Origin of the sequence: Shewanella scandinavica (assembly GCF_031932065.1) — a bacterium.
Classification (GTDB): Bacteria; Pseudomonadota; Gammaproteobacteria; order Enterobacterales; family Shewanellaceae; genus Shewanella; species Shewanella baltica.
In genome coordinates, this window is the sequence record NZ_JAUOES010000029.1 from 1 (window position 1) to 23,817 (window position 23,817).

Annotated in this window: 18 protein-coding genes; 8 read left to right on the plus strand and 10 right to left on the minus strand. The window is 47.3% G+C overall.

The window, feature by feature from the left end; genetic code table 11:
• Positions 1-34: 34 nt before the first annotated feature.
• Both Q4Q50_RS19095 and Q4Q50_RS19100 read right to left on the minus strand, forming a co-directional pair.
• A complete protein-coding gene (locus Q4Q50_RS19095) occupies positions 35-1,147 on the minus strand; it encodes an energy transducer TonB (RefSeq protein ID WP_311900646.1) in 1,113 nt (370 codons plus the stop codon).
• Between the two features lie 215 nt (positions 1,148-1,362).
• Positions 1,363-2,181: a hydratase gene (locus Q4Q50_RS19100; protein ID WP_311900648.1), complete on the minus strand. Its 819-nt coding sequence runs from the start codon at positions 2,179-2,181 to the stop codon at positions 1,363-1,365.
• Between the two features lie 316 nt (positions 2,182-2,497).
• Between Q4Q50_RS19100 and Q4Q50_RS19105 the strand changes: the two genes are divergently transcribed.
• Together Q4Q50_RS19105 and Q4Q50_RS19110 are read left to right on the plus strand one after the other, a co-directional pair.
• Entirely contained in the window at positions 2,498-3,472 is a 975-nt protein-coding gene (locus Q4Q50_RS19105) for a DMT family transporter (protein WP_311900649.1), read from the plus strand.
• Between the two features lie 31 nt (positions 3,473-3,503).
• A complete protein-coding gene (locus Q4Q50_RS19110) occupies positions 3,504-4,112 on the plus strand; it encodes an HAD family hydrolase (RefSeq protein ID WP_311900651.1) in 609 nt (202 codons plus the stop codon).
• A gap of 56 nt (positions 4,113-4,168) precedes the next feature.
• On the opposite strand, the gene Q4Q50_RS19115 is transcribed toward Q4Q50_RS19110, so the two are convergent.
• From Q4Q50_RS19115 to uvrA, 7 genes are all read right to left on the minus strand, one after another.
• Positions 4,169-4,405, minus strand: a complete 237-nt coding sequence (locus tag Q4Q50_RS19115) for a hypothetical protein (protein WP_311900653.1) — start codon at positions 4,403-4,405, stop codon at positions 4,169-4,171.
• Positions 4,406-4,419: 14 nt separating this feature from the next.
• The gene (locus tag Q4Q50_RS19120) at positions 4,420-4,680 is read right to left on the minus strand and encodes a hypothetical protein (protein WP_311900655.1); all 261 of its coding nucleotides are present in this window, start codon (positions 4,678-4,680) and stop codon (positions 4,420-4,422) included.
• 141 nt (positions 4,681-4,821) lie between these two features.
• Positions 4,822-5,181 (minus strand): hypothetical protein, encoded by a 360-nt coding sequence (locus tag Q4Q50_RS19125; protein WP_311900657.1) that lies wholly within the window; start codon positions 5,179-5,181, stop codon positions 4,822-4,824.
• A 67-nt stretch (positions 5,182-5,248) separates the two neighbouring features.
• On the minus strand, positions 5,249-5,404 hold the full coding sequence (locus tag Q4Q50_RS19130; protein ID WP_157600311.1) for a hypothetical protein: 156 nt from the start codon (positions 5,402-5,404) through the stop codon (positions 5,249-5,251).
• A 141-nt stretch (positions 5,405-5,545) separates the two neighbouring features.
• Entirely contained in the window at positions 5,546-7,459 is a 1,914-nt protein-coding gene (locus tag Q4Q50_RS19135; protein ID WP_311900659.1) for a DEAD/DEAH box helicase, read from the minus strand.
• A 195-nt stretch (positions 7,460-7,654) separates the two neighbouring features.
• On the minus strand, positions 7,655-8,824 hold the full coding sequence (locus Q4Q50_RS19140; protein ID WP_311900661.1) for a M28 family peptidase: 1,170 nt from the start codon (positions 8,822-8,824) through the stop codon (positions 7,655-7,657).
• Positions 8,825-9,007: 183 nt separating this feature from the next.
• Positions 9,008-11,890: an excinuclease ABC subunit UvrA gene (uvrA, locus tag Q4Q50_RS19145; RefSeq protein ID WP_311900663.1), complete on the minus strand. Its 2,883-nt coding sequence runs from the start codon at positions 11,888-11,890 to the stop codon at positions 9,008-9,010.
• Positions 11,891-12,305: 415 nt separating this feature from the next.
• Between uvrA and Q4Q50_RS19150 the strand changes: the two genes are divergently transcribed.
• From Q4Q50_RS19150 to yidZ, 6 genes are all read left to right on the plus strand, one after another.
• Positions 12,306-13,673, plus strand: coding sequence for an MFS transporter (locus Q4Q50_RS19150; RefSeq protein ID WP_311900665.1), 1,368 nt, complete (start codon positions 12,306-12,308; stop codon positions 13,671-13,673).
• 109 nt (positions 13,674-13,782) lie between these two features.
• Positions 13,783-14,493 (plus strand): single-stranded DNA-binding protein, encoded by a 711-nt coding sequence (gene ssb / locus Q4Q50_RS19155; protein WP_311900666.1) that lies wholly within the window; start codon positions 13,783-13,785, stop codon positions 14,491-14,493.
• Between the two features lie 241 nt (positions 14,494-14,734).
• A complete protein-coding gene (locus Q4Q50_RS19160; RefSeq protein ID WP_311900668.1) occupies positions 14,735-15,208 on the plus strand; it encodes a hypothetical protein in 474 nt (157 codons plus the stop codon).
• A gap of 465 nt (positions 15,209-15,673) precedes the next feature.
• Positions 15,674-18,481 (plus strand): M16 family metallopeptidase, encoded by a 2,808-nt coding sequence (locus Q4Q50_RS19165; protein WP_311900700.1) that lies wholly within the window; start codon positions 15,674-15,676, stop codon positions 18,479-18,481.
• A 233-nt stretch (positions 18,482-18,714) separates the two neighbouring features.
• Positions 18,715-19,908 (plus strand): MFS transporter, encoded by a 1,194-nt coding sequence (locus tag Q4Q50_RS19170; RefSeq protein WP_311900670.1) that lies wholly within the window; start codon positions 18,715-18,717, stop codon positions 19,906-19,908.
• Positions 19,883-20,842 carry an HTH-type transcriptional regulator YidZ gene (gene yidZ / locus Q4Q50_RS19175; protein ID WP_311900672.1) on the plus strand — a complete coding sequence of 320 codons (960 nt, stop codon included), beginning with the start codon at positions 19,883-19,885 and terminating at the stop codon, positions 20,840-20,842. Before Q4Q50_RS19170 ends, yidZ begins: the two co-directional genes overlap by 26 nt.
• Before the next feature lie 5 nt (positions 20,843-20,847).
• Here yidZ and Q4Q50_RS19180 read toward each other — a convergent pair whose 3' ends face one another.
• Complete coding sequence (locus Q4Q50_RS19180; RefSeq protein WP_311900673.1) at positions 20,848-23,577, minus strand: DEAD/DEAH box helicase; 2,730 nt, start codon at positions 23,575-23,577, stop codon at positions 20,848-20,850.
• Positions 23,578-23,817: the final 240 nt, after the last annotated feature.

The following is a 23,817-nucleotide window of genomic DNA, read 5'->3' on the forward strand; positions in this document are numbered from 1 at the left end:
GTTATGAGGTGAAATAGCGGGCTGAAGTAATGAGTTATCGACTGATTGTGTAATCCAGTTGCACAGTGGTTTGTGCCTCAACGGCTTTACCATTTTCAAACTTAGGTGCGTAACGCCATTTATCTATCATTTTTAGTGTTTCTTTCTCGAAGAGAGCACCACCCTTAGAAGCTAAAATTTCAGGATTTTTGACGAAGCCATGCTCATCGACAGTAAATTTAAGCTGAACCCAGCCACTTTTACCTCGCTGAGCATAGGACATTGGATAGTCTGGGACGGTACGGAAAATAGGTTGTTGTTCCTGTGCGTCGGCCCAAGGACGCATTTTGCCGATAGCAATACAGTGAGCGGTGGATTCGTCACGCTTTCCTTGGCGCTCATACAGTTCGACTAAATACGCATGGGCACTCAAGGCATAGGGATGACTAAAATTGAGTGCGTCGAATTGTTTAACCACTTCTAGCAGTAAAGGTTCGGCTTTACTATCATGTTTTTCCACAAATTCAACAGCGCCAACAGTAAAGGTTGCTTTGACTCTGTCTATGGCGTTCTCTGGCAAAATCTCTTTATAAATATCATAGGCATCGAAGGCATAGCGTCTTACGCTTTTCGTGTATAGCTCTGTATTAGATAAGCGGTTAAAGGCTGCTATTTTTACATCGGCGATCAGCTTCTTTTTATCGGATTTTTCAGCAATTGCGATAGCAGTAAGAAAATCCTCTTTCGCATCTTTGGCTTCGACGGCGGTTTGCGCAGCGCCCAGTAAGGGATCGATAAGCTCAAGCGCTTGTTTGCCATAATGAACTTTATAGTTAGCCAGAGCGAGCTGATACAACTCATTCGCCTTAGCCGTTTTGGGTAGATTCTTTTCTGTAAATGGGTAGGGTGCAACTTGCTTCTCTATCGCGCTGGCCCAATTCAAGGCGAGGTTAGCTAAGTCGACACTGTCTTTGGCATATTGAGCTTCGCCGAGTTGGTAAGCGATTTTTGCGCTCGCTTCAATCTTAGCTGCATCGCCTTTTTCTACGGCGGCTTGATAGTCACTATAGGCTTTGGCAAAGCTATTTTCTGAGGCGTGCACGCTAAGAGATGTGCCTAAAGTGAGGGCAAGAAGACAGGCTATTGGCAGCATTTTCCCGTGTGACATTCTATATATCCTTATTATTGATGAATTTAGATGATACATAGGTGTACATTTTGAGGCAAGTTAGTTTGGCTTTTGTTAATGATGCTTGTGGGGAATGCAGATAACTGAGCACTGAGAACTGAGATTGAAAATAAGCGAGCCCAGCTGAAACTGAGTTCGCTTATTTATCAGTGCCTTGTCGTTTTATGATCCGTAATGACTTCTATTAGCCACAATCACTTAGCTGTGAAAGTCACTGCGAACTGTCCAAGCGCGCCGTATTCAAATTTGCAGATCTGTGCCAATGGCAGATCGAGGACGCCAGCGTAGGAGCCTGTGATCACATATTGCCCTTGAGTTAAGCCAATGCCTTGGGCAGATAAAAAGTTAACTAACCAGTAGAGTACCGCCTTAGGGAAACCGTTGGGATGAATGGCGGATTTTTGCAGTGTGTCGCTTTGCTGGTGCTCGCCATTGGCAATATCAACGCTGAGTTCGAAATGGCTGGTTTCTAAATCTTTTTGCGGATTAAGTACTGGGCCTAACCACAATCCTTGATTGACTAAGCCATCGGCGAGGGCATCAAAATGCGTCGCTTCACTGGGTGTGTGGTAGCGGCTTTTGATCAATTCCAAGGCTAAGCGTGTGTTACCTAAGGCCGCGTCGATTTCAGCCTCTGTGTAAGGTGTGGCTCTTGGTGGTAAATCGCGAGCAATCTCGAAGGCGAGTTCAGGTTCGACGCGGGCCAGCCCTTTAGTCGACGGATAGAGTGGACAAGTGGCAGATTGTTGATATACATCAGCTTGATAAATAGGCGCTACGACGGTTTTTTCCGCCGAGGGTAATAGGCATTTCCACGCTGCTATAGGATTGTTGTTAGCCTTATAGATGGCAGCCACGCTTTGCTGAATGGCGAAGGCCTGTTCGAAGCTGGTTGGCCTCAGCTCTGGGAGCAGTAAATCGCCGCTGGTGCCTGCGACGCGGCGCTCGGCTAATTCTTTGGCTGCGGCATGAATATGCGTTTTAACTTGTTCGATCGTGGCGGTAGATAACATTAACTTTCCTATTTAAAGCGTTCGCTTAAAAAGAAGTGGCCTAGAGAGTGTGTGAAGAAGCCATTTAATCGGCCAAATATACTCGGTTATTGCCATCGCGGGAAATGCCAATGTTGGCTTTCCTAGTAAATCAGCTGCCGCTGGGTCAAGAGTGCGGCCAATATTTCAATTATTGTAAGATGCTGAAACTTGCTCCACATCAGTGTCAGCTAAAGTATCCAATCTAACGCGAATGTTTCCATGATGTGCCGCTAGATATTGTGCTGACTCAGTGCCAGAATGACGCTCCATTTTGCGGTCTCTACTGGACATCTCCGTGAACCTTAGCCATAACGCCCATCAAGCAAATAATCATGCTCAACTCGGGCTTATCTTCATCTCAGTTGCGATTGTATTTTGGGGCATGTTACCCATAGCTTTGAAGCTTTCGGGGGCTTTTATCGATCCTGTCACTTTGACTTGGTTTCGTTTTTTGGTCGCGCTTGTGGTCAGCATATTGATCCAATGGAGCGCGGGTAGCCTTAAGCAATTTGCGGCGCTCGATGCCAAAGTCTGGTTAAGGTTAGTGCTTGCGGGCGTGTTTTTGATGCTCAATTATGTGTCTTTTGTTTACTCTCTTGATTATCTCGCGCCGGGTGCTGCCCAGCTGAATTTCCAGACTTCGCCCTTTTTCCTTGCCTTTGGTGGCGTGCTGTTTTTTAAGGAACGGCTGAATGCGGTGCAGCTCAGTTGTTTTGCGACACTGGCCTTAGGCATGTTGATGTTTTTCCATCCGTATTTGGATTTATCTGGCGCCAATAATCATCAGGTTTGGATTGGAGTGATGATTATCCAGTTCTCGGCGTTGTCGTGGACTAGCTATGCCTTGTTGCAAAAATCATTACTCAATCGTTTATCGCCCGCGAACGTGCTTTTAGTGATCTATGGCTTAGGTATTTTCGTAATGGCTCCCTTTAGCGACTTTAGTCAGTTTGCCAGTATGGACAGCTTCGAGTGGCAGATTGCGCTGTTTTGCGCCGCCAATACCTTGATCGCCTATGGCTGTTTTGGGCAGTCGATGAAGTACTGGCCGACGGCACAAGTGAGTGCCATGCTGGCCCTAACGCCGGTATTTAGCTTTAGCGCCACTGCTTTGGTGGTTAGCATTGGCTGGTGGCCAGAAGTCTTCCATGCCGATGAATTAGATGGATTATCTCTGCTGGGGATTGGCGTCATTATTGTGTCTGTGATGGTGGTACAATTACTGCCACTGTATCGCAATCGTCAGGCTAAGCGTTTGCAGATTGTTTAAGGCGTACATTTTCACCTAATGGGAAAAGCCAGTGATCACCAGACTTAGCGATTTAAAACTTAAGGATATCCGTGGGGTCATCTTCGATCTCGACGGCACCTTAGCGCATTCTAATCCGGATTTTGCTGGTCTGCGGCGTGAGTTGGGGATTCATTCTGGTACGGATATCTTGGCCCATGTCGATAGCCTGAGTGCGGGTGAAGCACAGGCTCAGGCGCTGGAAATCGTCCATGAGTACGAGAGACAAAGCTCACTCAATGCCAGTTGGATTGATGGCGCGCGTGAGCTTATCGAATGCCTACGGGCTAAATCGCTGCCCTTGGCTATTTTGACCCGCAATATGCCGGAAGCGGCGCAAATCACTATCGATAAGCTCGGCATAGATATTGAACTAGTATTAACGCGTTACGACGCGCAGCCTAAGCCGCATCCCGAAGGTATTCATCTTATTTGCCAGCAGTGGCAACTCGCCCCCGCAGATATCCTGTATGTAGGCGATTATCTGTTTGATCTGCAAACCGCGCGTAATGCGGGTAGCCGCTGTGCACTTTATTGTCCTGAAATTATTCCTGATTATGCCCAAGCGGCTGATTTACTGGTCTCTTGCTACCACAGCCTGATTAAAGCATGGCCTAAATAATTTATTCCTATGCGGTTAACCTGTTTAGCCGCATATATCTCAATTAACTCCTGTGACTACTTAGGTAATTGCTTACAAAGGTCATCAAATAGTGCAAAACTTTCGGTTAGCACCGTCTGTAATTGATCTTCGTTATAGCACCATGGCTGGCGTTGTGTACGCCAGTCGTTATCCCAGTCAATCTCTGCACCTCGTGCTAACCGCTCTGCCACGGCAATCTTTTGGTAAGAGCCGCCACCGATGCGCATATCTTCACGCCATAGGTTAAAACGGAAGGTAACCCACTGCCGCATCTCCATCATAAGTGTCATATGCGGTAGGCGAATTTTTTCGCATTTAGCATGTAATATCCCCCCTCACTTGTGTAAAAGCGGATCGGGTATGGGAACTGGGCAACCAATATTTGTTGACGCTCCGTCGGCACCTTAGGATTAAAATCGCCAGGGAGTTTAGGAAAGCGCGCTAACATGGAGGCATAGCGCTCGGCAAAATTAACTTCACGGGCAATGGTAATCACGGGTTGTGACACTTCACTTAGGATAAAATTGTGTTGTTGCTCAGTTAACATATCGTCATCCATCTTGACTGTTTATGGTGTTATTTTCATGGTAGCTAAAGGTTAATATCCAATTTTTCAATTGATTAAAAATGTTAGGTCAATATCAAAATCGCTTTTGTCGCTACGGCCTCACTAAGAGTCAGAAGGTATTTAGCGGTTACTTTGTGTATCCAGCTTATCTTGCTTAAGCCCAAGCCGAATACTGTCGAGTAATGCCACTAACCAGCAGAGGATAAAGCCGTAGAGCAGTTCATTGGCATTGGCAATTGTGGTCTGGGTTTGTTGGGTGATTTCGGCAGAAATTACGCCGATATCTAGCGGTAAGATGCCGTTTTGAATATCTAAGGCGATGACTTGCGCCACTTGATAGATTTGCGATAGCAACAGCACAAGACTCACGACCGCTAAGCTAAAAAATACCAGTGCCGAGCGTTTATGTTTTAGGTAAAAATGGCCGCTGCCAGGGGCGACGAAGGCGGATAATAGTCCAGCGGTAAGGGCTTTTTTCATCGAAATACACTAGATGCGTTGCTAAAGACTAAGTCGACACTAATAGACATGTTGGCTTAACTGCAAGTTAATTTGCCATTGCGACTAACATTCCAATAAAGCCCGCAAACAGAGTGCAACCGACAAGTACCATGATTAATAACGTTTTATCTCTGTGGCATGACTTAGCGAGTTCGGGAAGTGCCGAGATAAATGGGTAAGTTATCAGTGCTAAAAAATCCATTTTATATCCTTAAGCTAGACATTCTTGTACTGACTATATCAGCTTGAAATATCAACTGGCCAGTTTGCTTTGAGCTAGTGCGATGTCAAGCCAACAAAAAAGGAGCCTAGGCTCCTTTTTTAGTCTCTAGCTTAAGCTAGATTAGTCTTCACGTGGTTTACGTGGCTTACGCTCACCGGCAGGCTTGTCTGCACGTGGTTTGCGGTCAGCAAATGGCTTGTCACCAGTAGACGCAGCGCGTGGCTTACGGTCACCAGCTGGGCGGTCACCCGTTGGACGATCGCCACGTGGTTTACGGTCACCAGCAGGGCGGTCTGAACGAGCACTACGGCCTGAATCAACAAATACTTGATCGCCAGCTTCGCGGATGTTCAATGGCTTGCCACAAACACGTACTTTACGTAGGTGCTGTAACACGTCTTTTGGCATGCCGTCTGGCAGGTCAACAGTGGTCACTGCATCATAAAGTTGGATTGCGCCAATGTAACGGCTGTCGATGTTAGCTTCGTTCGCGATAGCGCCAACGATGTTACCCACACCTACACCATTCTCACGACCTACGTCGATGACGTAACGGCACATTTTCAAATCTGGGTTATCTTTCAACGCTTCAGCTGTACCTAAGCTGGCTGGCATTGGACGCGGTTCGCGACTTCTGCGTTCACCACGCTCACCACCACGGTCGCTACGCTCGCTGCCGCGATCAGTACGTTCACTGCGCTCATCACGGGCACGTTCTTGAATTGCTGGCAATTGAAGCGGGCGTTCTTGTTGTACTTGATGCAACAAGGCTGCGGCGAGAAGATCGGTATCGACTTCTAACTGTTGGCATAGTTGAGCAACCGCTTCTTTCATGAAATCTAAATCGCCGTTGATCGTCTCAGCCAATTGCTCACCTAAGCGAGATAGACGACGTTCTGCAACAGTCTCTGGGCTTGGGATTTTCATTGGAGAAATTCGGCTGTTAGTTGAACGCTCGATCGTGCGCAGCATGCGCATTTCACGGCTTGTCACAAACAGGATCGCCATACCAGTACGGCCAGCACGGCCAGTACGGCCAATACGGTGTACATAAGCTTCGGCATCATACGGAATGTCGTAGTTCACAACGTGACCGATACGCTCAACGTCAAGACCACGGGCCGCAACGTCAGTCGCGATCAGTATGTCTAACTTACCACGTTTTAGTTGGTCAACTGCACGCTCACGGGCTTGCTGGTTCATGTCACCATGTAGTGGTGATGAAGCATAACCGCGGGCTTCTAACTTCTCGGCTAACTCAACACATGAGTTACGAGTACGCACGAATATGATTACACCTTCAGTGTTTTCAACTTCTAATACGCGTACTAAAGCTTCGAGTTTGTTGTGCTGTGATACTTGCACGAAACGCTGCTCAATTGACTCAACCGTTGTTTGGCTTGATTCAATACGAACATGCACTGGGCTGCGTAAGTGTTGGTTTGCAACACGCTTAATTTGCTCTGGCATAGTGGCAGAGAATAACGCCAGTTGGCGCTCGCTTGGCGTGTGCTCAAGGATCCATTCGATATCATCGATGAAGCCCATTTTTAACATTTCATCGGCTTCATCGAGCACGAGTGCTTTTAATGAGTCGAGTTTCAAAGTACCGCGACGCATATGGTCCATAACACGACCAGGCGTACCCACGATAACTTGTGGACCACGTTTCAGTGCATTCAACTGTTGTTGCATGCTTTGACCGCCGTAAATTGGCAGTACGTGGAAATTTTTCATAAATTTGGCATAGCTGCTGAACGCTTCAGCAACCTGAACCGCTAACTCACGTGTTGGCGCTAATACTAAAATTTGCGGCGTGGTTTGGCTGGTCACTTTGTTTAGTAGTGGTAAAGCGAAGGCGCCAGTTTTACCTGTACCTGTTTGCGCTTGACCTAAAATATCTTTGCCAGCCATAAGTGGGTCGATACTGGCTGACTGGATTGGCGTTGGTTTTTCATAACCTAGCTCGTCAAGAGCACGCAACAAATTCTCGGATAAGCCGAGTTCACGGAAAGTTCTTTCATCGGATGACATTGGGTTGTAGCCTTGTGGATGCGCGCGCGAAATGGCGCTAATAGTTTCACAGACAGAAAATCAACCCCGTGTCGATTTCCCGCGAACGACGGATTATAGCAGCATGGACGCCACTTTACCAATCAGAGTCACGCTATTTAACCTGTTTTCTGCATTTTTTTCGCTAAAACTGAGCAAGAAACGCGCCACTTCCCATTAATTCTTTAAATATTCGGCATTTAATTGAAGTAACTCAAATGCTGACTCAGTCACTGCCGCAAGAAAAGTGATGTCGATTGTCTCGACTGTATCTTCAGGGGTGTGATATTGGGGATGGGTCGGCACGCCAAAATACAACCAAGGAATATTGGCTTTGTGGAAGGGATAATGATCCGACGCCCGCAGCCAATCGGTACTTTGTATGCTTCGACCAACGGGTTTAGGGTGGGAGAGCTTAATGCACAGTCGGTTCTGTTGATTAAGTAGAGGTTTAAATTGATTGAACTGAGTGAAGTTTCGACTGCCTTCAAGGTAAATTCCATAGGGCCTGCCTGGGTGACTCACCATATCTAAATTCAACATCAGCTCAAAAGTCGCCTCTGGCAGACGGGTTTTGAGTTGTTCGACCAAGGCTATGCTGCCATAGAGCCCAGGTTCCTCGGCATCGGTTGCGACAAACATCAGATTCACCTTAGGTAAGGTGTTCGATTGCTGGGCAAATTGCTGCTGCCAATGTTTGGCAATCGCCAGCATAGCAGCGACGCCGGAGGCGTTATCATCGGCGCCGTGGTAAATCTTGCTGCCGCTCATGCCTAAATGATCGTAGTGGGCGACGATAATACGCCATCGATTCGTCGGCTCTGTCGCCATGGCGGTGGCGACCACGTTGGCGCCATTTTCTTGGGTGAAGAAGGTTTGATATTCAAACGGCACGATAAAGTCCGCTCCCCAAGGCTGTAAACCTAGCCCCTGAAATTGCTGCTTTATATAGTCACGACTTTTGGCCGCGCCTTGAGTTTGGGTTTTGCGGCCTTCAAATTCGTCCGAGCTTAATATTGTCACTGTCGCTTGTAACTCTGCGGGCTCGGCCCAAGTGAGTTTAAGCTCAGTGCGCGCGCAGGTTTCTAGTGAGTTAGCGCAGCCAGTGAGGGTAGTAGCAACAAAGCAGGCCAGTGCAAATAAGCCAAGTCTTTGGAATTGATCTCTTATAAGGTGCATGAACGTGAACTTGGCGAGTAGCTGACCGATGCGACTGTGGTTGAATTGAGTCGATGGGCTTAGGTTTATGTCACTAAGGTTTATGTCGCTTAGGTTTTTATTTAAAAGTGATTGATGTTGCCTCGGTAACATAAGGTGAGTCACTGGGGACTGAGTGCTATCACGCATGGACATTCCTTATCGCTGAAGCCTTCGCCAGAAGATGAATATCATCTTTGCCTAAATCCGATTCTAATTCAATGAGATCTCTATGTATGCGATAGCTTAAGCATATTGGATTGCTGAGCTAAAAAAAAAGCGCAGTGCTTATGCGACTGCGCTTCTATTCTACTCAGACCAAGGGCTCAAAACTCAAGCCTTGGCTTTATTGGCCTTTGCCATTTCAATATCCCGTTCCAGCAGTGGCTTTAAGAAGCGTGCCGTATGGGAGGTTGGATGCTCGGCGACGTCTTCCGGCGTGCCTGTGACTAAAATCATCCCGCCACCACCGCCGCCTTCTGGGCCTAAGTCGATAATCCAGTCCGCGGTTTTGATCACGTCCAGATTATGCTCAATCACCACAATCGTGTTGCCGTGGGATTTAAGACGATGCAAGACATCGAGCAGCAATTGGATATCGGCAAAGTGTAAACCTGTGGTCGGTTCATCCAAGATATACAAGGTCTTACCCGTATCACGCTTAGACAGCTCTTTAGCAAGTTTCACCCTCTGAGCTTCGCCGCCCGAAAGTGTGGTCGCACTTTGGCCGAGGCGCACATAGGACAAGCCCACATCCATCAAGGTTTGCAGCTTACGGGCAATGGCAGGTACGGCATCGAAGAAAGTGCGCGCATCTTCCACTGTCATCTGCAGTACTTCGTGAATATTCTTGCCTTTATAGCGTACTTCTAAGGTTTCGCGGTTATAGCGCTTACCTTTACAGGAATCGCAGGGTACATACACATCGGGGAGGAAGTGCATTTCGACCTTGATCAAACCGTCGCCTTGGCAAGCCTCACAGCGGCCACCTTTAACGTTAAAGGAGAAGCGGCCGACTTGATAACCGCGAGTACGTGACTCTTGGGTTCCAGCAAAAATCTCGCGAATTGGGGTGAAGATGCCAGTATAAGTGGCAGGGTTAGAGCGCGGCGTGCGGCCAATTGGGCTTTGGTCGATATCGACCACTTTGTCGCACAGCTCCATCCCTTCGATACGATCATAGGGTGATGGCTCATCCACAGTCGCCCCGTTGAGCATTCTATGGGCGATCTTGAAGAAGGTATCGTTGATTAAGGTTGATTTACCTGAACCCGATACGCCTGTTACACAAGTAAATAAGCCAATCGGTATGGTTAAATCCACATTGCGCAGGTTGTTGCCGCGCGCGCCAAACAACTCAATCACTTGAGTTTTGTCGAACGGAATACGCGGCGTATCGATATGAATGCAGCGCTTACCGGAAATATATTGTCCGGTAACTGACTCTTCACAGGCGATGATTTTCTCAATCGGGCCGTCGCAAATCACTTCGCCGCCGTGTACGCCAGCGCCAGGGCCTATGTCGATCACGTGATCCGCCATGCGGATCGCATCTTCATCGTGCTCAACCACAATTACTGTGTTGCCCAAATCCCGCAGGTGGATCAGGGTTTGCAGTAGACGTTCGTTATCCCTTTGATGCAGGCCAATTGAAGGTTCGTCGAGCACATACATCACGCCGACAAGTCCGGCACCAATTTGGCTGGCGAGTCGAATTCGTTGGGCTTCACCGCCCGAGAGGGTTTCTGCCGAGCGTGATAGGCTCAAATAATTGAGGCCCACGTTCACGAGGAAACCTAAGCGATCGCGGATTTCCTTTAAAATCTTCTCGGCGATCTGCGCTTTTTGGCCACTAAACTCGACTTTTTCGAAGTAATCTAAGGCTTCGCCAATCGACCAAGTGGTGAGTTGCGGCAGATTGATATCGCCTAAAAACACGTTACGGGCTTCTTCACGCAGACGCGAACCACCACAGCTTTGGCAGGCTTGGGTGTTGATAAACTTGGCTAATTCGTCACGTACCGAGTTGCTTTCGGTTTCGCGATAGCGCCTGTCCATGTTGTTGAGAATGCCTTCGAAGGGGTGATTACGCACCACCACATCGCCGCGATCGTTGATGTACTTAAAGGCAATGCTATCTTTGCCTGATCCGTACAGGACGATCTTGCGGACTTTTTCGCTGAGCTGCTCATAGGGCACTTCGACGTCGAACTTATAGTGTTCGGCGAGTGAGCTGAGCATTTGGAAATAGTAGAAGTTGCGTCTATCCCAGCCGCGAATCGCGCCGCCAGCCAGTGACAGCTCAGTGTTGCTGATCACGCGCTCAGGATCGAAAAACTGTTGTACCCCTAAACCATCACAGGTTTGGCACGCGCCGGCTGGATTGTTAAAGGAGAAGATCCTTGGCTCTAATTCCGCCATCGAATATCCGCAGTGCGGGCAGGCGAAGTTGGCCGAAAAGATCAGTTCTTCGCCTTTTGCTTTACCAGTACCTGTATCGTCATCCATGGTGGCAACGGTCGCGATGCCGCCGGAGAGTTCCAGTGCGGTTTCAAATGATTCTGCTAAGCGTTGCTTGATATCGTCACGCACTTTAAAGCGGTCGACGACCACTTCAATCGTGTGCTTAACGTGTAAATCTAAGGTTGGTGGATCGGTTAAGTCACACACTTCACCGTCGATACGCGCACGGATATAACCCTGCGCCGATAGACCTTCGAGCAATTTAACGTGTTCACCCTTACGAGCCTTGACCACAGGCGCGAGCAGCATTAAGCGGCTGTCTTGGGGCATTTCTAACACTTTATCGACCATCTGGCTGACGGTTTGCGCCGCCAAAGGTTGATTGTGTGTCGGACAACGCGGCTCACCCACACGGGCAAACATCAAGCGCAGGTAATCGTAAATTTCGGTAATCGTGCCCACGGTGGAACGCGGGTTATGGGAAGTGGATTTTTGCTCTATGGATATCGCTGGGCTTAAGCCTTCGATATGGTCCACATCGGGCTTTTCCATCAAACTCAAAAATTGGCGAGCATAGGCTGACAGGGACTCGACGTAACGTCGCTGGCCCTCGGCATATAAAGTATCGAAAGCAAGGGAGGATTTGCCAGATCCCGATAAGCCCGTGATGACAATCAGTTTATCCCTTGGGATAGTCAGGTTGATATTCTTGAGATTGTGGGTGCGTGCGCCGCGTATTTCAATCTTATCCATCTATCGCTCTAATGCCATATGCTTAAAAAAATGAGCATAAGTATCGCACAGTTCCGCGGCTGAGTTTAGTTGATTCTGTGATCGGCACCAATCCTAGGGCTGGCACTGGCTTTTAATCACCTTGCTGACAGTAACAGTTATGTACCGAGTGGATTAACTAAGATTAATGCGGTTGTTGCGTACTGACTCACAGGACAAATGTGAACACTATGTTAGACTCGGTTCCCTGTGCCTGAGCGTTAAATAGGGCAGAAAAATAAACATGTTAACCTGAGCACGGTCAATATAGGTCTGTGATAATCGGGATAAAAGTTAACTGTACAGGCAGTGGTTTAGGCCACTATTTCCTTTTGAGCAAATCCTTTTGGGTGTGGTAACATGCGCCCCTTAAAAGACTTCAATCCAGGGCAAAATCATGGGTAACAACGGACTTTCGGGTACTGAGAAAAAAGTCGCGTTTTCTTTAGCCAGTGTATTTGGTTTACGCATGATGGGCTTGTTTATGATCATGCCCGTCTTTGCACTTTATGGTCAGCACCTCGAAGGCTTCTCGCCGCTGTGGGTCGGTATTGCTATCGGCGCCTACGGTCTGACTCAAGCTGTGCTGCAAATCCCCATGGGGATTTTATCTGACAAATATGGTCGCAAGCCGATTATTCTTATCGGTCTGGTGCTGTTTGCCATTGGTAGCTTGATTGCCGCCAACGCTGATTCGATTTACGGCGTGGTGTTTGGTCGCGCAGTGCAGGGCATGGGCGCGATTGCCGCAGCCGTGTTGGCGCTGGCAGCGGATTTAACCCGCGACGAACAGCGTACTAAGGTCATGGCGATTATCGGTATGTGTATCGGCGGCTCTTTTGCGCTGTCCTTACTGGTCGGCCCGATTGTGGCACAACATGTGGGCTTATCAGGCTTGTTCTTCCTCACGGCGATTCTCGCTGTGACGGGCATGTTGATCGTGCAATTTTTAGTACCGAATCCGATTTCCCACGCGCCTAAGGGTGACACGTTAGCCACGCCTGCCAGACTCAAGCGTATGTTGACCGATCCCCAGTTGTTTAGACTCGATGCGGGGATCTTTATTCTGCATTTAGTGTTAACCGCAGTATTCGTGGCCTTGCCGCTGGATCTGGTGGATGCGGGGCTCGTGAAAGAAAAACACTGGATGCTGTATTTCCCCGCTTTTGTGGGCGCGTTTTTCCTGATGGTGCCGTTAATCATCATTGGGGTTAAACGTAAGAATACTAAAGCTATGTTCCAAATCGCCTTAGTGATCATGATAGTGGCGCTGCTGGCGATGGCTTTATTCTCTAACAACTTATGGGTGCTGAGTTTTGCAGTGGTGCTGTTTTTCACTGGCTTTAACTATTTAGAAGCCTCACTGCCCAGTTTGATTGCCAAATTCTGCCCCGTCGGTGAAAAAGGCTCGGCCATGGGCGTGTATTCCACTAGCCAGTTTTTAGGGGCCTTTTGTGGTGGTATGCTGGGCGGTGGCGCCTTCCAATTAGTGGGCGCGGTCGGGGTGTTTATCGTTGCTGTGATCTTAATGTCTATTTGGTTATTCCTGACATTGGACATGGAAAATCCCGTGCTGTTAAAGAGTTACACCTTAGAAGCCGAAGTCAAAGACAAGGCGCAAGCGCGGGATATGGCGGCTCAGTTATCACAGCTGATGGGTGTCGTCGAAGCGATCGTCGTGTTGGACGAGAAAGTGGCTTACTTGAAGGTTGATGAGCATTTCGATTTAAGAGAAGCACGAGCTGTGTTAGGCTCTGCTCAATAATATCTGGGTCTGCCGTGTGGTATTTGGGGAAGCTGATTTTCCTCTATGGCGACACAGATAAACAACATACTGAATTAATAGATTATTTAAAGAATCGCAGGAGATTTCAATGGCCAGTCGTGGTGTTAACAAGGTAATTTTGGTTGGCAATTTGGGACAAGATCCAGAAGTGCGTTATATGCCAAACGGTAATGCAGTCGCTAACATCACAGTTGCGACCAGCGAATCGTGGAAAGACCAACAAGGTCAACAGCAAGAGCGTACTGAATGGCACCGTGTGGTTCTGTTCGGCAAATTAGCTGAAATTACAGGTGAATACCTGCGTAAAGGTTCACAGGTTTATCTCGAAGGTAAACTGCAAACTCGTAAGTGGAAAGACCAAAGTGGTCAAGACCGTTACAGCACTGAAGTGGTTATCGATCAAAGCGGTAGCATGCAAATGCTAGGTAGCCGTAGTCAAGGTGGCCAAGCACAAGGCGCGCCAATGGGCGGCGGCATGCCACAAAACGCAGGTTATCAATCTGCACCACAACAAGCCGCGCCTGCGCAAAATCAATATGCGCCAGCGCCTCAAGCAGCACCTGCTTACCAAGCGCCAGCTCAGCAACAATATGCTCCGCCAGCACCTGCCCAGCAGCAAGGTTATGGTCAGCCACAGGCTCAACAACCACAACAAGGTGGTTATGCGCCTAAGCCGCAAGCCGCTCCAGCGCCAGCTTATCAAGCGCCAGCAGCACCGGCACAACGTCCAGCACCACAACCACAGCAAAACTTCACTCCAGATTTGGATGATGGCTGGGACGACGATATCCCATTTTAATTGCTATGAAGTACTAGCGTCAATTTAGATGCTAAAGTCGACATAATCTCATTTTGTAAAGCCCCGCAATGATTTGTGGGGCTTTTTTATGACACACACTTCTAGTTGTGACTAATTTGTAAATTAATTTATTTAGCAATATTCAGCTTTTCAATTAGAATGTTGCACGCATCACATCAAGATGATGTAACTAATAGAAAGCTATATGGCTTAGGCATTATTTATATAAAGGAATATTCCCATGGAAGAGACAATGAGTCAGGAAAGCAGTTTGTTGGAAAGTGATGATAAGTTAACCAAGGTAGAGAGTAAAAGTCACAGTGTGCCACTGTTTCATGTATCACTGACCAAGTTAATTATCATGTTTATTGCGACCTTTGGTCTCTACCAAGTTTATTGGTTTTATAAACAGTGGCAGGCTTTAAAAAATTACTATGACTTAGATGCATGGCCAATAGCGCGTAGCTTTTTTTCTATCTTTTATACACATTCTCTATTTGTTTATATTAGTGAATACATTAAAGAAGATAATCGAGAGTATCGCTGGAATAGCTCAGCTATGGCGACATTTTATGTTGTGTTGTTAGTCGTTGGCGGAATTCTTAATCAAATTGAAACGTTGCCAATATCATTAGTTGTGGCATCAATATTTATTCCATTAGCTGTTTTATATCCGCTGTATCAAGCTCAAAAAGCAGTTAATTTTTGCACTTGAATCTGTGGAATATCCTGATAATTCGCGCTTAACTTGGTTGAATTGGATATGGATTTGTCTGTTTTGTTTCTATTGGGCGATGATTATTTATGCTCTCACCTTGTTAGTTTAAATTTCTGAATATGAAAGCGGAATATATTTCTAATCACTTATATTCTGCTTTTTTAACGTCACTGCTAACATCTGGGAGCTAATACGGTTGGTATAAGCTAATTTTTAGCTTACTGAATGCTATCCTTTGCCCTATCCCCTCGCGCTTATTTTTCAAGATATTCCTGCTAAATATCAAGGCTATAAACTATTTTTAGTACGCCATAAGGTATTGATTTTGTGACTTAAAGTGCTTTAGGTACTATAGTGACTGCTTATTTTATCTGAAACTTAGGTATGCGCTTCTTAGGTTTCTTGTTTGATTTTGGGGGAAAAGTGCGAATTTTAATGAATAATTTCAAGGCGATTAGCCTGATGCGCCAGTGGCTACTGCTGACATTGTTAACTGTGGCATTACCACTACAGGCGAGCGAAGAGCCGCTGTGGATGGGAACGCCTGACTTGCCCATGAGTGGGCGAGTCCATACTGGTGAACTTGCCAATGGCATGCGCTATTTATTAGTGAGCAATAAGACGCCAGAGCAGGCTGTCATAGTACGTATGCGGGTGGACGTGGGCTCAGTGGTGGAGTCTGATACCGAGCAGGGGTTAGTGCATTTTCTTGAACACATGGCCTTTAATGGCTCGACGGGTTTGGCTGCGGGGGAGATGATCCCGACATTGCAGCGTCTTGGTCTGAGTTTTGGCGCCGATACCAATGCTGTGACTGAGTTTCAGCAGACGGTTTATCAATTCAACTTGCCCAGTAATAGCCAAGATAAAGTCGATACCGCTTTGTTTTTAATGCGCGAAATTGGCAGTAATTTATTACTCGACCCGGCGCTTATCGAGCGTGAAAAAGCGGTGGTATTGGCTGAACTGCGTGAGCGTAGCAGTGCGGATCTGGAGAATTACCGCAATCAATTACAGTTTTTAATGCCAGATACACTGTTGTCAAAGCGCTTACCTGTGGGTGAGGCGAACAGCATCAAGAATGCTACTCGCGAGACGCTGCTGTCTTTATACCAAGGTTTTTACACGCCCTCACGCACCACCTTAATAGTGGTCGGTGATATCGAGGTAGCCGCAGTTGAACAAAAGATAAAACAACAGTTTACCAGTTGGCAGGCGGCGCCTTTAGCGGCGAAGGTGAAGCCGCAAGCGATTGGCACTGTCGCTGAGCGTCAACGCGTCGAGGCTGCGGCATTTTTCGATCCTAGCCTATCGACCTCGGTTTCCCTCGGTATGCTCAAACCTATGGCATACCCTACCGACAGCCCTGCCGTGCGCGAGCAGGAAATACTGCTCGAACTCGCCCACGGCATCTTGTATCGCCGAATGGAGTCGCAGTTACTGCATAGCCAAGGTTTATCTGGCGTTAGCCTGCAGGTTGGGGAGCAATTTGATCTCGCCTATAGCACTCAAATGAGCTTAGGTACGCAGGAGAATAACTGGCAAGAGGGCATAGCAATATTGGAGCAAACCCTGCGCCAAGCACAAGAGTTTGGTTTTAGTCAGCAGGAAATTGACCAACAAATCAAACGTATGCACAAAGGATATCAGCTCAGCGCTGCGGGTAGCAGTACTATCCACAGTGTGAATATTGCCGAGGGGTTAGTCTACTCGGTCGCAGAAAAGCGCGTGCCTGTAGAGCCTGAATGGCAGCTGGCATTTTTTGAAAAAATACTGCCGACAGTGACGCCGCAAAAGCTAAAGCAAGTGTTTAATCAGACATGGAATGCTACGCCGTATCTGTACCTGACGAGCAATAAACCCATCGAAAATGTTGAAAAACAGCTTATCGCTAGCTATGAGAAAAGCCGCAAACAAGCTGTGAGTGCGCCAGCAACTAAGGCAATTGACGAGTTTGCATACACTCAATTTGGCGATCAAGGTAAGTTAGTGGCCGATAGTCGCGATGCCGAAACGGGCATTCGTCAGTTGCAGTTTGCCAACGGTGTGCGCCTTAATCTTAAACCTACTGACTTTAATAAAGGCACTACTTTGGTCAGCCTCAACATTGGCTTTGGTGAAGTACCATTTCCTGAGTTAGATGGCTTATCTTATCTGTTTAACAGTGCGTTTGTGCAGGGTGGACTCAAGGCCCATGATTATGAAAGCCTGCAGGAGATTTTTGCTGGGCAAGATATTTCCATCAACCTAGGCGTGCGTGAGCAGAGTTTTGGCGGTGAGATCAGTACCAATGCCGCAGAACTGCGCACGCAGCTTAGCTTAATGACGGCCTTTTTGATTGAACCCGGCATGAATAAGCAGGCCGAGCAATTGTTCCGCGAGCAAGTGATTGCCGAGCAGCAAAGTCTCCATAGCAACCCGCAAACTGAGTTTTCTAATCAGTTTGACCGTATCTCCCACAGTGGTGATAAACGTTATGGTTATGGTGAACCAGAAGAAATTTTAAAACGTCAGTTTGCAGAGCTGGCGCCGAGTTTCCATTCAGCCGTCGAGCAAGGGGCAATTGAAATCGCCATAGTGGGGGATTTCGACGAAGCCAGCGCCATTACTGCTGTGGCTGAAACTCTCGGAGCAATCAAACGCAGCCCCACTGAACATGGCCAATCGCTAGTGTCTGTGTTCCCGAAAGTGCCGGCTAAGATGACGTTAACACACTATGGTCATCCAGATTCAGCGGCGCTGGCCATGGTGTGGCCAACAACGGATATGACTCACCTAAGCCAACACGCTGGACTGGGATTGTTGGAGCAAGTGCTCAGCATCCTATTAACGGAAAATGTGAGAGAAAAAGCGGGCGCGAGTTATTCGCCATCGGCCTTTTCTTACAATGATCTCAATGCCAGCGGTTATGGATACTTAGGTTTGTTTAGCGTGACGACTCAAGCCATGTTGCCAACGGTTTCCGAGTATTTCACCGCTGCAGTTAACCAAGTGAAGCAGCCGCAGGGGATTAGCGAATACTTACTTAACCGAGCCCGCCAACCAGTGCTTGAATGGATGCAAGCCGCGCCGCAGAGCAATGGTTTTTGGTTAGATTTAGCGTCAAATGCCCAGAGTTATCCTGGACGCTTTGCTGCTTTCAAACAAAGGCAAGCGTTGGCGCAGAAGATGACACCGGCAGAGCTTAGTAAACTGGCACAGCAATATTTGCCAGCAGAGGGCAGTTTAACCATCCAAGTCCTTCCTGCACCCTTAACATCTCAGCAATGAGTGTTGGGTTCATAGAATAGAAGATTGACCATTCGCCGCCATATCCCCTGTGCTAGCCAGTGCAGGGGATATTTTGTTTTTATTCCTTCTGTTCCTTCAATTTAGGGCCAATTCCACGGCCTATATCCCTTGGTCGCAAACGGAAATACCTGTTGTCGAAAAAGCCACTCACTTAACTGCGCTCGCCCCACTACTCTAGGCGCAACTTATTTGCGAGGAGATGGGTGAGGTATATGTTGCGATATCTTTTGTGTAGTTTTTGTTTAGTGCTTCTGTATCCAACTGGGATAGATATGTACTTGGTTGGTTTACCGCAAATCGCGCAGGATTTAGGCGCGAGTGAAGCACAGTTGCATATCGCTTTTTCTGTGTATCTTGGCGGAATGGCGGCAACTATGCTTTTTGCTGGCAGCGTAGCGGACCGATTAGGGCGCAAGCCTGTCACTCTATTCGGCGCTATTGTCTTTGCTTTAGCTTCGTATTTAGGTGGTATGGCAGAGACAAGCAATCAGTTCTTACTCATACGTTTTATGCAGGGAATTGGTGCTGGTTCCTGTTACGTTGTTGCCTTTGCTATTTTACGCGACACCTTAGACGATAAGCGCCGAGCTAAAGTGCTCTCAATGATCAATGGTATTACGTGCATTATCCCGGTCATTGCACCTGTTATTGGGCATGTAATTATGCTCAAGTTCCCTTGGCAGAGTCTGTTTAGCACTATGGCAGGCATGGGACTATTAGTCTGTTTGTTATGTATTTTTATATTACGGGAGACTAAGCCTGCGCAGAGTAGGATTGAGGATGTTAATCGTCAGTTGGCGCCGCAAGAATCTTTTCGTCAGTCTTTTTTCCTCAGCCGGCTTGTTATGACGACTCTAGGTGTGACTACGATTCTCAGTTATGTCAATGTGTCTCCCATGCTGATCATGGGGCAGATGGGGTTTGACCGTGGTCAATATTCTAATGTTATGGCATTGACAGCGTTAGTGAGTATGCTGGTATCGTTCTCGACTCCTTTTGCACTTGCTGTGCTTAAAGAAAAAAGTTTGATGTTGATTTCACAGCTGTTATTTGCAGCTGCCGCGCTAGTGTTTGTGCTAACTCAGGTGCAATATTTTAGTCTTAATGTGAATTTATTAGGCTTTGGTTTTGTCTGTAGCGGATTCGCGATTGGATTTGGTGTGACTATGAGCCAAGCACTGAGCCCCTTTGCATCGCGTGCTGGGGTGGCAAGTTCATTGTTAGGTATTGCACAGGTTTGTACTTCAGCACTGTATATTTGGCTGATGGGGTTAATAGGTATTAGTCCACTTAACATATTGTTGCTGATATTAGCCTTGGGCTCTGTTATCAGTACCTTACTCATATTATGCGTGCCTTTAGCACCGAGCGTTTATCTAGATGAAGAAATCACTCGCACGTCTTGACCTTAATCTATTGTTTACTCTACAACTTCTCTTACAAGAGCGGAGTGTGACTAAGGCCGCTAAAAAGCTCAATGTTACGCCATCGACCGTGAGTAAATCCTTGGCGAAATTGCGTGATTGGTTTGACGATCCTCTGTTTGTCAAAACACCGCATGGATTCCAGTTAACGCCATTAGCTCAAAGCATGGAGCAAGACTTAGCCGATTGGTTACAAATGGGCAAACAGCTTATGGGCAAGCGCGGGGACGATATGGCTAAAGGGCTCAGTTTTGAGCTGATGCTTGAGTCACCTTTGTCGCTCATTATGCTTAATCAATTAACGCAGGCGATTTACCAACACTACCCTGATGCAAAAGTGAAAGTACGAAATTGGGATTATGATTCACTGGAGGCCATTATTCGCGGTGAGGCTGACATAGGTTTTACTGGCCGAGAAAGTCATCCTCGTTCCAAGGAGTCCCTTGATTTATTGCCGTATTTTATCGATTTTGAGGTTTTATTTACCGATCTTCCTCAGGTGTATTTACGCCGCGATCATCCCGCCTTGCAGGAAGAGTGGAATATAGACACTTTCTTAAAATACTCGCATATCAATATCTTGTGGGAAAAGAGCGAAACCTGGGCCTTAGATGATGTACTTATTGAGCTTGGTTTAAGTCGCAATATAGTACTGACCTTGGCCAGCTTTGAGCAGTCACTGTTTGTCGCGGCAGAGCCTCACCACAGTATGATGGCAATCGCGCCACAATATTGTGAGCAATATGCCCGCCAATTACACCCTGACTTAGTCACTCGTCCGATCCCGATAAGTGGCGAATATCTTGATAAGCTCGCGATCCCTTTTACCTTGATTTGGCATAAGAGAAACAGCCACAACCCCAAAATCACCTGGCTGCGAAACAGGATAAAAGCGATTTACCAACAGCATGATTAAGGTTTCTATTTACTGCTTTCACTTTGTTGGGGAATACCCAATTGCTGGCAAATATATTGGATGCACAGTTCCCGCTGCTGACACCACAGTCCGTAGCTGACGGGGATGAGTTTAATCCCCGCACGCTGTAAGAGTTTATACAGTTCAATATCGAAAAAGTCCGCCCATGGTCCTGGGTAACCGATTAAATCTATCGCTAAATATTGGTCACCATAACGGCACAGAATATCCAGTTCCAGCCCCGCCATATGGTAGGCGCGCCATACTGTAATCCCTTTTTCTTCAATCGCCTGTGCCACCGACTGGCCAAAGGTATCGAGTGCATCGACATAATTGTGTGCCGCTTGAAATTGGCCCGCCGATGCTAAGTAAGTTGCCAGTAAATTATTGTTGGGGAGCTCATGCGCTTGTACCGATAAAAATAGCCACTGCATTTGTTTAGCGCGGGTGATGGCGACATTGAACATATCGGCTCGATTTAAATACACGGCGGCGCGGCTGTCATTGGCCGTAATGCTAAACGACAGCAGCATAATATCGCGCTCTTCCCCTTGAAAACCAAAGGGCGTGGCAATCCGTAATTGGTGACGCTCGAGTTGTTGTGCGCTAAAGCGTGCGAGAATTTGCTGGGATAAATACTCCGTCTGATTGCGAAAACAGGAGAGCACACCAATGCTGGCGGGCACTAATGCATTCTCTTGTTCATCAATCAGTTGTGATAACTTTTGAATTAATGCCTCCGCTTCTAGTCTGTTAACTCCCTTGCTATCCCGCGCGCCTGTCACTTGTATTCTATGTAAGTGTCCTGAACTCGTGCAGGGTCTGTGCTGCATAATTTTCAGCATGCCTTGATAAAACTGCTGATTACTAAATTGGATCAGCTCAGGTTTACTCCGAAAATGCTCATTTAAAAATACCACTTGGGATTGGCTCGCAAGGGATTGTGATACTAAGTCGAGCATACTGGCATCACGGTAGCTCATTAGGCCGCGGCAATCCGCAGCAAGTCCGAGTTGGGTCTGGATTTGGGTTTGCTTTGCGCGGGATAAAAACGAGAAATGGCGCAGCTGTTTACTGTCGCCCACCACCAGTGCCGCTTTTGCCCGCTGTAAGGCCGGTAAACAGGCGGCAATATTGGCTTGGGTGGCTTCATCAATAATCACTAGATCAAACATTTGCTGCTCCATGGGCAGCACTTTATGCAAGCTGGCAAGGCTAGATAACCAAATGGGAAAGGTTTGCTTTAAGGCATCAAAATCCGTTTTGTAGAAACCGTCGAGTTGCTTAGCGGACTGCCGAGCGCGAAGTGCACTGGCAAAACTCACCAGTGTACTGCGCTTATGTTTGAGTAATTGGTTTAATCGATAGTGAGTGGCCAATTGTAAGTATTTGAGGCTTAAGTCTTCTTTTTGGGCGATGAGGGCGGTTAATTTATCGAGCACATCCCATTGCTGAGCAAACTGTTTGATCCCGGCACGGTAAGCCCAGTTGTAAAATCCTAAGCGCCAGCGCGATTGTCCTTGTTGTAAGGTCGCCAGTTTTTGGCCGCGACGTATGGCGTGTCGGCAATGGTGAATAAAACCGGCTTCCATTTTGGTTTGCTCGCGAGTCACAGTATTAAGTTGCTGTTTTGCATTGAGTAGTAGGATATCCGAGAGGGTTTCAGCAGTCGCAGGATGCTGACCATGCAGCATTTCATCTATCTGGTTTTTAAGGACTTTAATAAATTGCGGCGAGCCGGCGCGAATAAGGCTGCTCCCAAGCTGGAATTGTTGCTGCAACTTATCGGCAATCACATCAACGGCAACATCGGTGTGGGCGACGATGAGGACAGATTTACCCCTTAATACCTGCTCCGCCGCCACTGTGGCTATGGTGTAACTTTTACCCGTTCCCGGTGGACCCGATATTTGCCCCAAAGTTTGATTGGCCGCCACCTTTAAGGCTTGAATTTGCGCGCGGCTTAATAGCCCAGGAAGGTAATGCTCTTGGGTATCGACATTGTGACTAAGTGGATCTCGAGTTGGCACTTGCCTAAACAGCGCTTGAAGCGGCGCAGAGTGTGAAGGCGCTGTGATGAGATTGTCGAGTTCGTGCAATATGCCGCGACTTGCCTGCGAACGCTCTGCAAGAATAATTTGGCTGCGACTAACCATAAACCGCCCACGTTTACGGCATAAGCCAGTGAATTCAGTCTCATCGATCAGCTTGGGAAAATGCAATAAATGACTGGTATCAACATCGGCTTGGCCCGCCCGCAGCCAAGCTATCCAGCCACTGACATCCGTTGGATTATCGCGTAACTCTTGACTTAAGCTGTGTCCTTCAACGACTAATTTTTCTAATAGTGCTTCATTGATGGTGAATGGCCCGCCGCCAGAGAAGCTGTTATTAGATTCGAGGTAAATGTTATCGCCATCGGCCTGTAACTGGCATTCACGGTACAGCAGTGGCGTGACGACTTTACGTTTTTCGCCATTAAGTTCGACTGTGCCGCAGAAAAATAAACAACAGTGCAATAGTACTTTTTCACGTAGATACAAGGCACTACGCGCCATTAATGCGGAGGCAGGAGCAAATGGCACCGGCAAGCGAGGCAGAAAGCCACTGCTTAACTCGTCTTCTCCTTGGAGTAATAGCTTTTCTTGCTCAGCAAGTTTGTGGCTAGACCAAAGGTTAATTTCAGCACTATCGTGTTGAAAACACTGTTTATAGTAGTTAAGAATCCCTTGCAAACCCTATCCATCCCAAAGGCTTAATTGGCGGTGCGAGAGTAACTCAATCGCATAAGTCGAACAAGGTTTGCACCAACTGTGGATGATTTCTCCATGGTCGCAATAGCCTAAAAGAGAGGTATTCGATATGCCAGCCTTATTGTTCTGGAGTGGAAGCGTTTTTGTAGATGTGAACTAAGGTATCAGCAATCGCATTTGTATCAATTAAGGGCCTGAAAAGTGGCGTTTGTATCAGTATTT

Bases quoted from the DNA above. Each gene is read 5' to 3' on its own strand.
- Q4Q50_RS19120 (WP_311900655.1), bottom strand. From the start codon at position 4,680: ATGTTAACTGAGCAACAACACAATTTTATCCTAAGTGAAGTGTCACAA.
- Q4Q50_RS19140 (WP_311900661.1), bottom strand. From the start codon at position 8,824: ATGCGTGATAGCACTCAGTCCCCAGTGACTCACCTTATGTTACCGAGG.
- ssb (WP_311900666.1), top strand. From the start codon at position 13,783: ATGGCCAGTCGTGGTGTTAACAAGGTAATTTTGGTTGGCAATTTGGGA.
- Q4Q50_RS19160 (WP_311900668.1), top strand. From the start codon at position 14,735: ATGGAAGAGACAATGAGTCAGGAAAGCAGTTTGTTGGAAAGTGATGAT.
- Q4Q50_RS19130 (WP_157600311.1), bottom strand. From the start codon at position 5,404: ATGGATTTTTTAGCACTGATAACTTACCCATTTATCTCGGCACTTCCC.
- Q4Q50_RS19095 (WP_311900646.1), bottom strand. From the start codon at position 1,147: ATGTCACACGGGAAAATGCTGCCAATAGCCTGTCTTCTTGCCCTCACT.
- Q4Q50_RS19165 (WP_311900700.1), top strand. From the start codon at position 15,674: ATGCGCCAGTGGCTACTGCTGACATTGTTAACTGTGGCATTACCACTA.
- Q4Q50_RS19115 (WP_311900653.1), bottom strand. From the start codon at position 4,405: ATGCGGCAGTGGGTTACCTTCCGTTTTAACCTATGGCGTGAAGATATG.
- yidZ (WP_311900672.1), top strand. From the start codon at position 19,883: ATGAAGAAATCACTCGCACGTCTTGACCTTAATCTATTGTTTACTCTA.
- Q4Q50_RS19125 (WP_311900657.1), bottom strand. From the start codon at position 5,181: ATGAAAAAAGCCCTTACCGCTGGACTATTATCCGCCTTCGTCGCCCCT.
- Q4Q50_RS19100 (WP_311900648.1), bottom strand. From the start codon at position 2,181: ATGTTATCTACCGCCACGATCGAACAAGTTAAAACGCATATTCATGCC.
- Q4Q50_RS19150 (WP_311900665.1), top strand. From the start codon at position 12,306: ATGGGTAACAACGGACTTTCGGGTACTGAGAAAAAAGTCGCGTTTTCT.
- Q4Q50_RS19170 (WP_311900670.1), top strand. From the start codon at position 18,715: ATGTTGCGATATCTTTTGTGTAGTTTTTGTTTAGTGCTTCTGTATCCA.
- Q4Q50_RS19135 (WP_311900659.1), bottom strand. From the start codon at position 7,459: ATGTCATCCGATGAAAGAACTTTCCGTGAACTCGGCTTATCCGAGAAT.
- uvrA (WP_311900663.1), bottom strand. From the start codon at position 11,890: ATGGATAAGATTGAAATACGCGGCGCACGCACCCACAATCTCAAGAAT.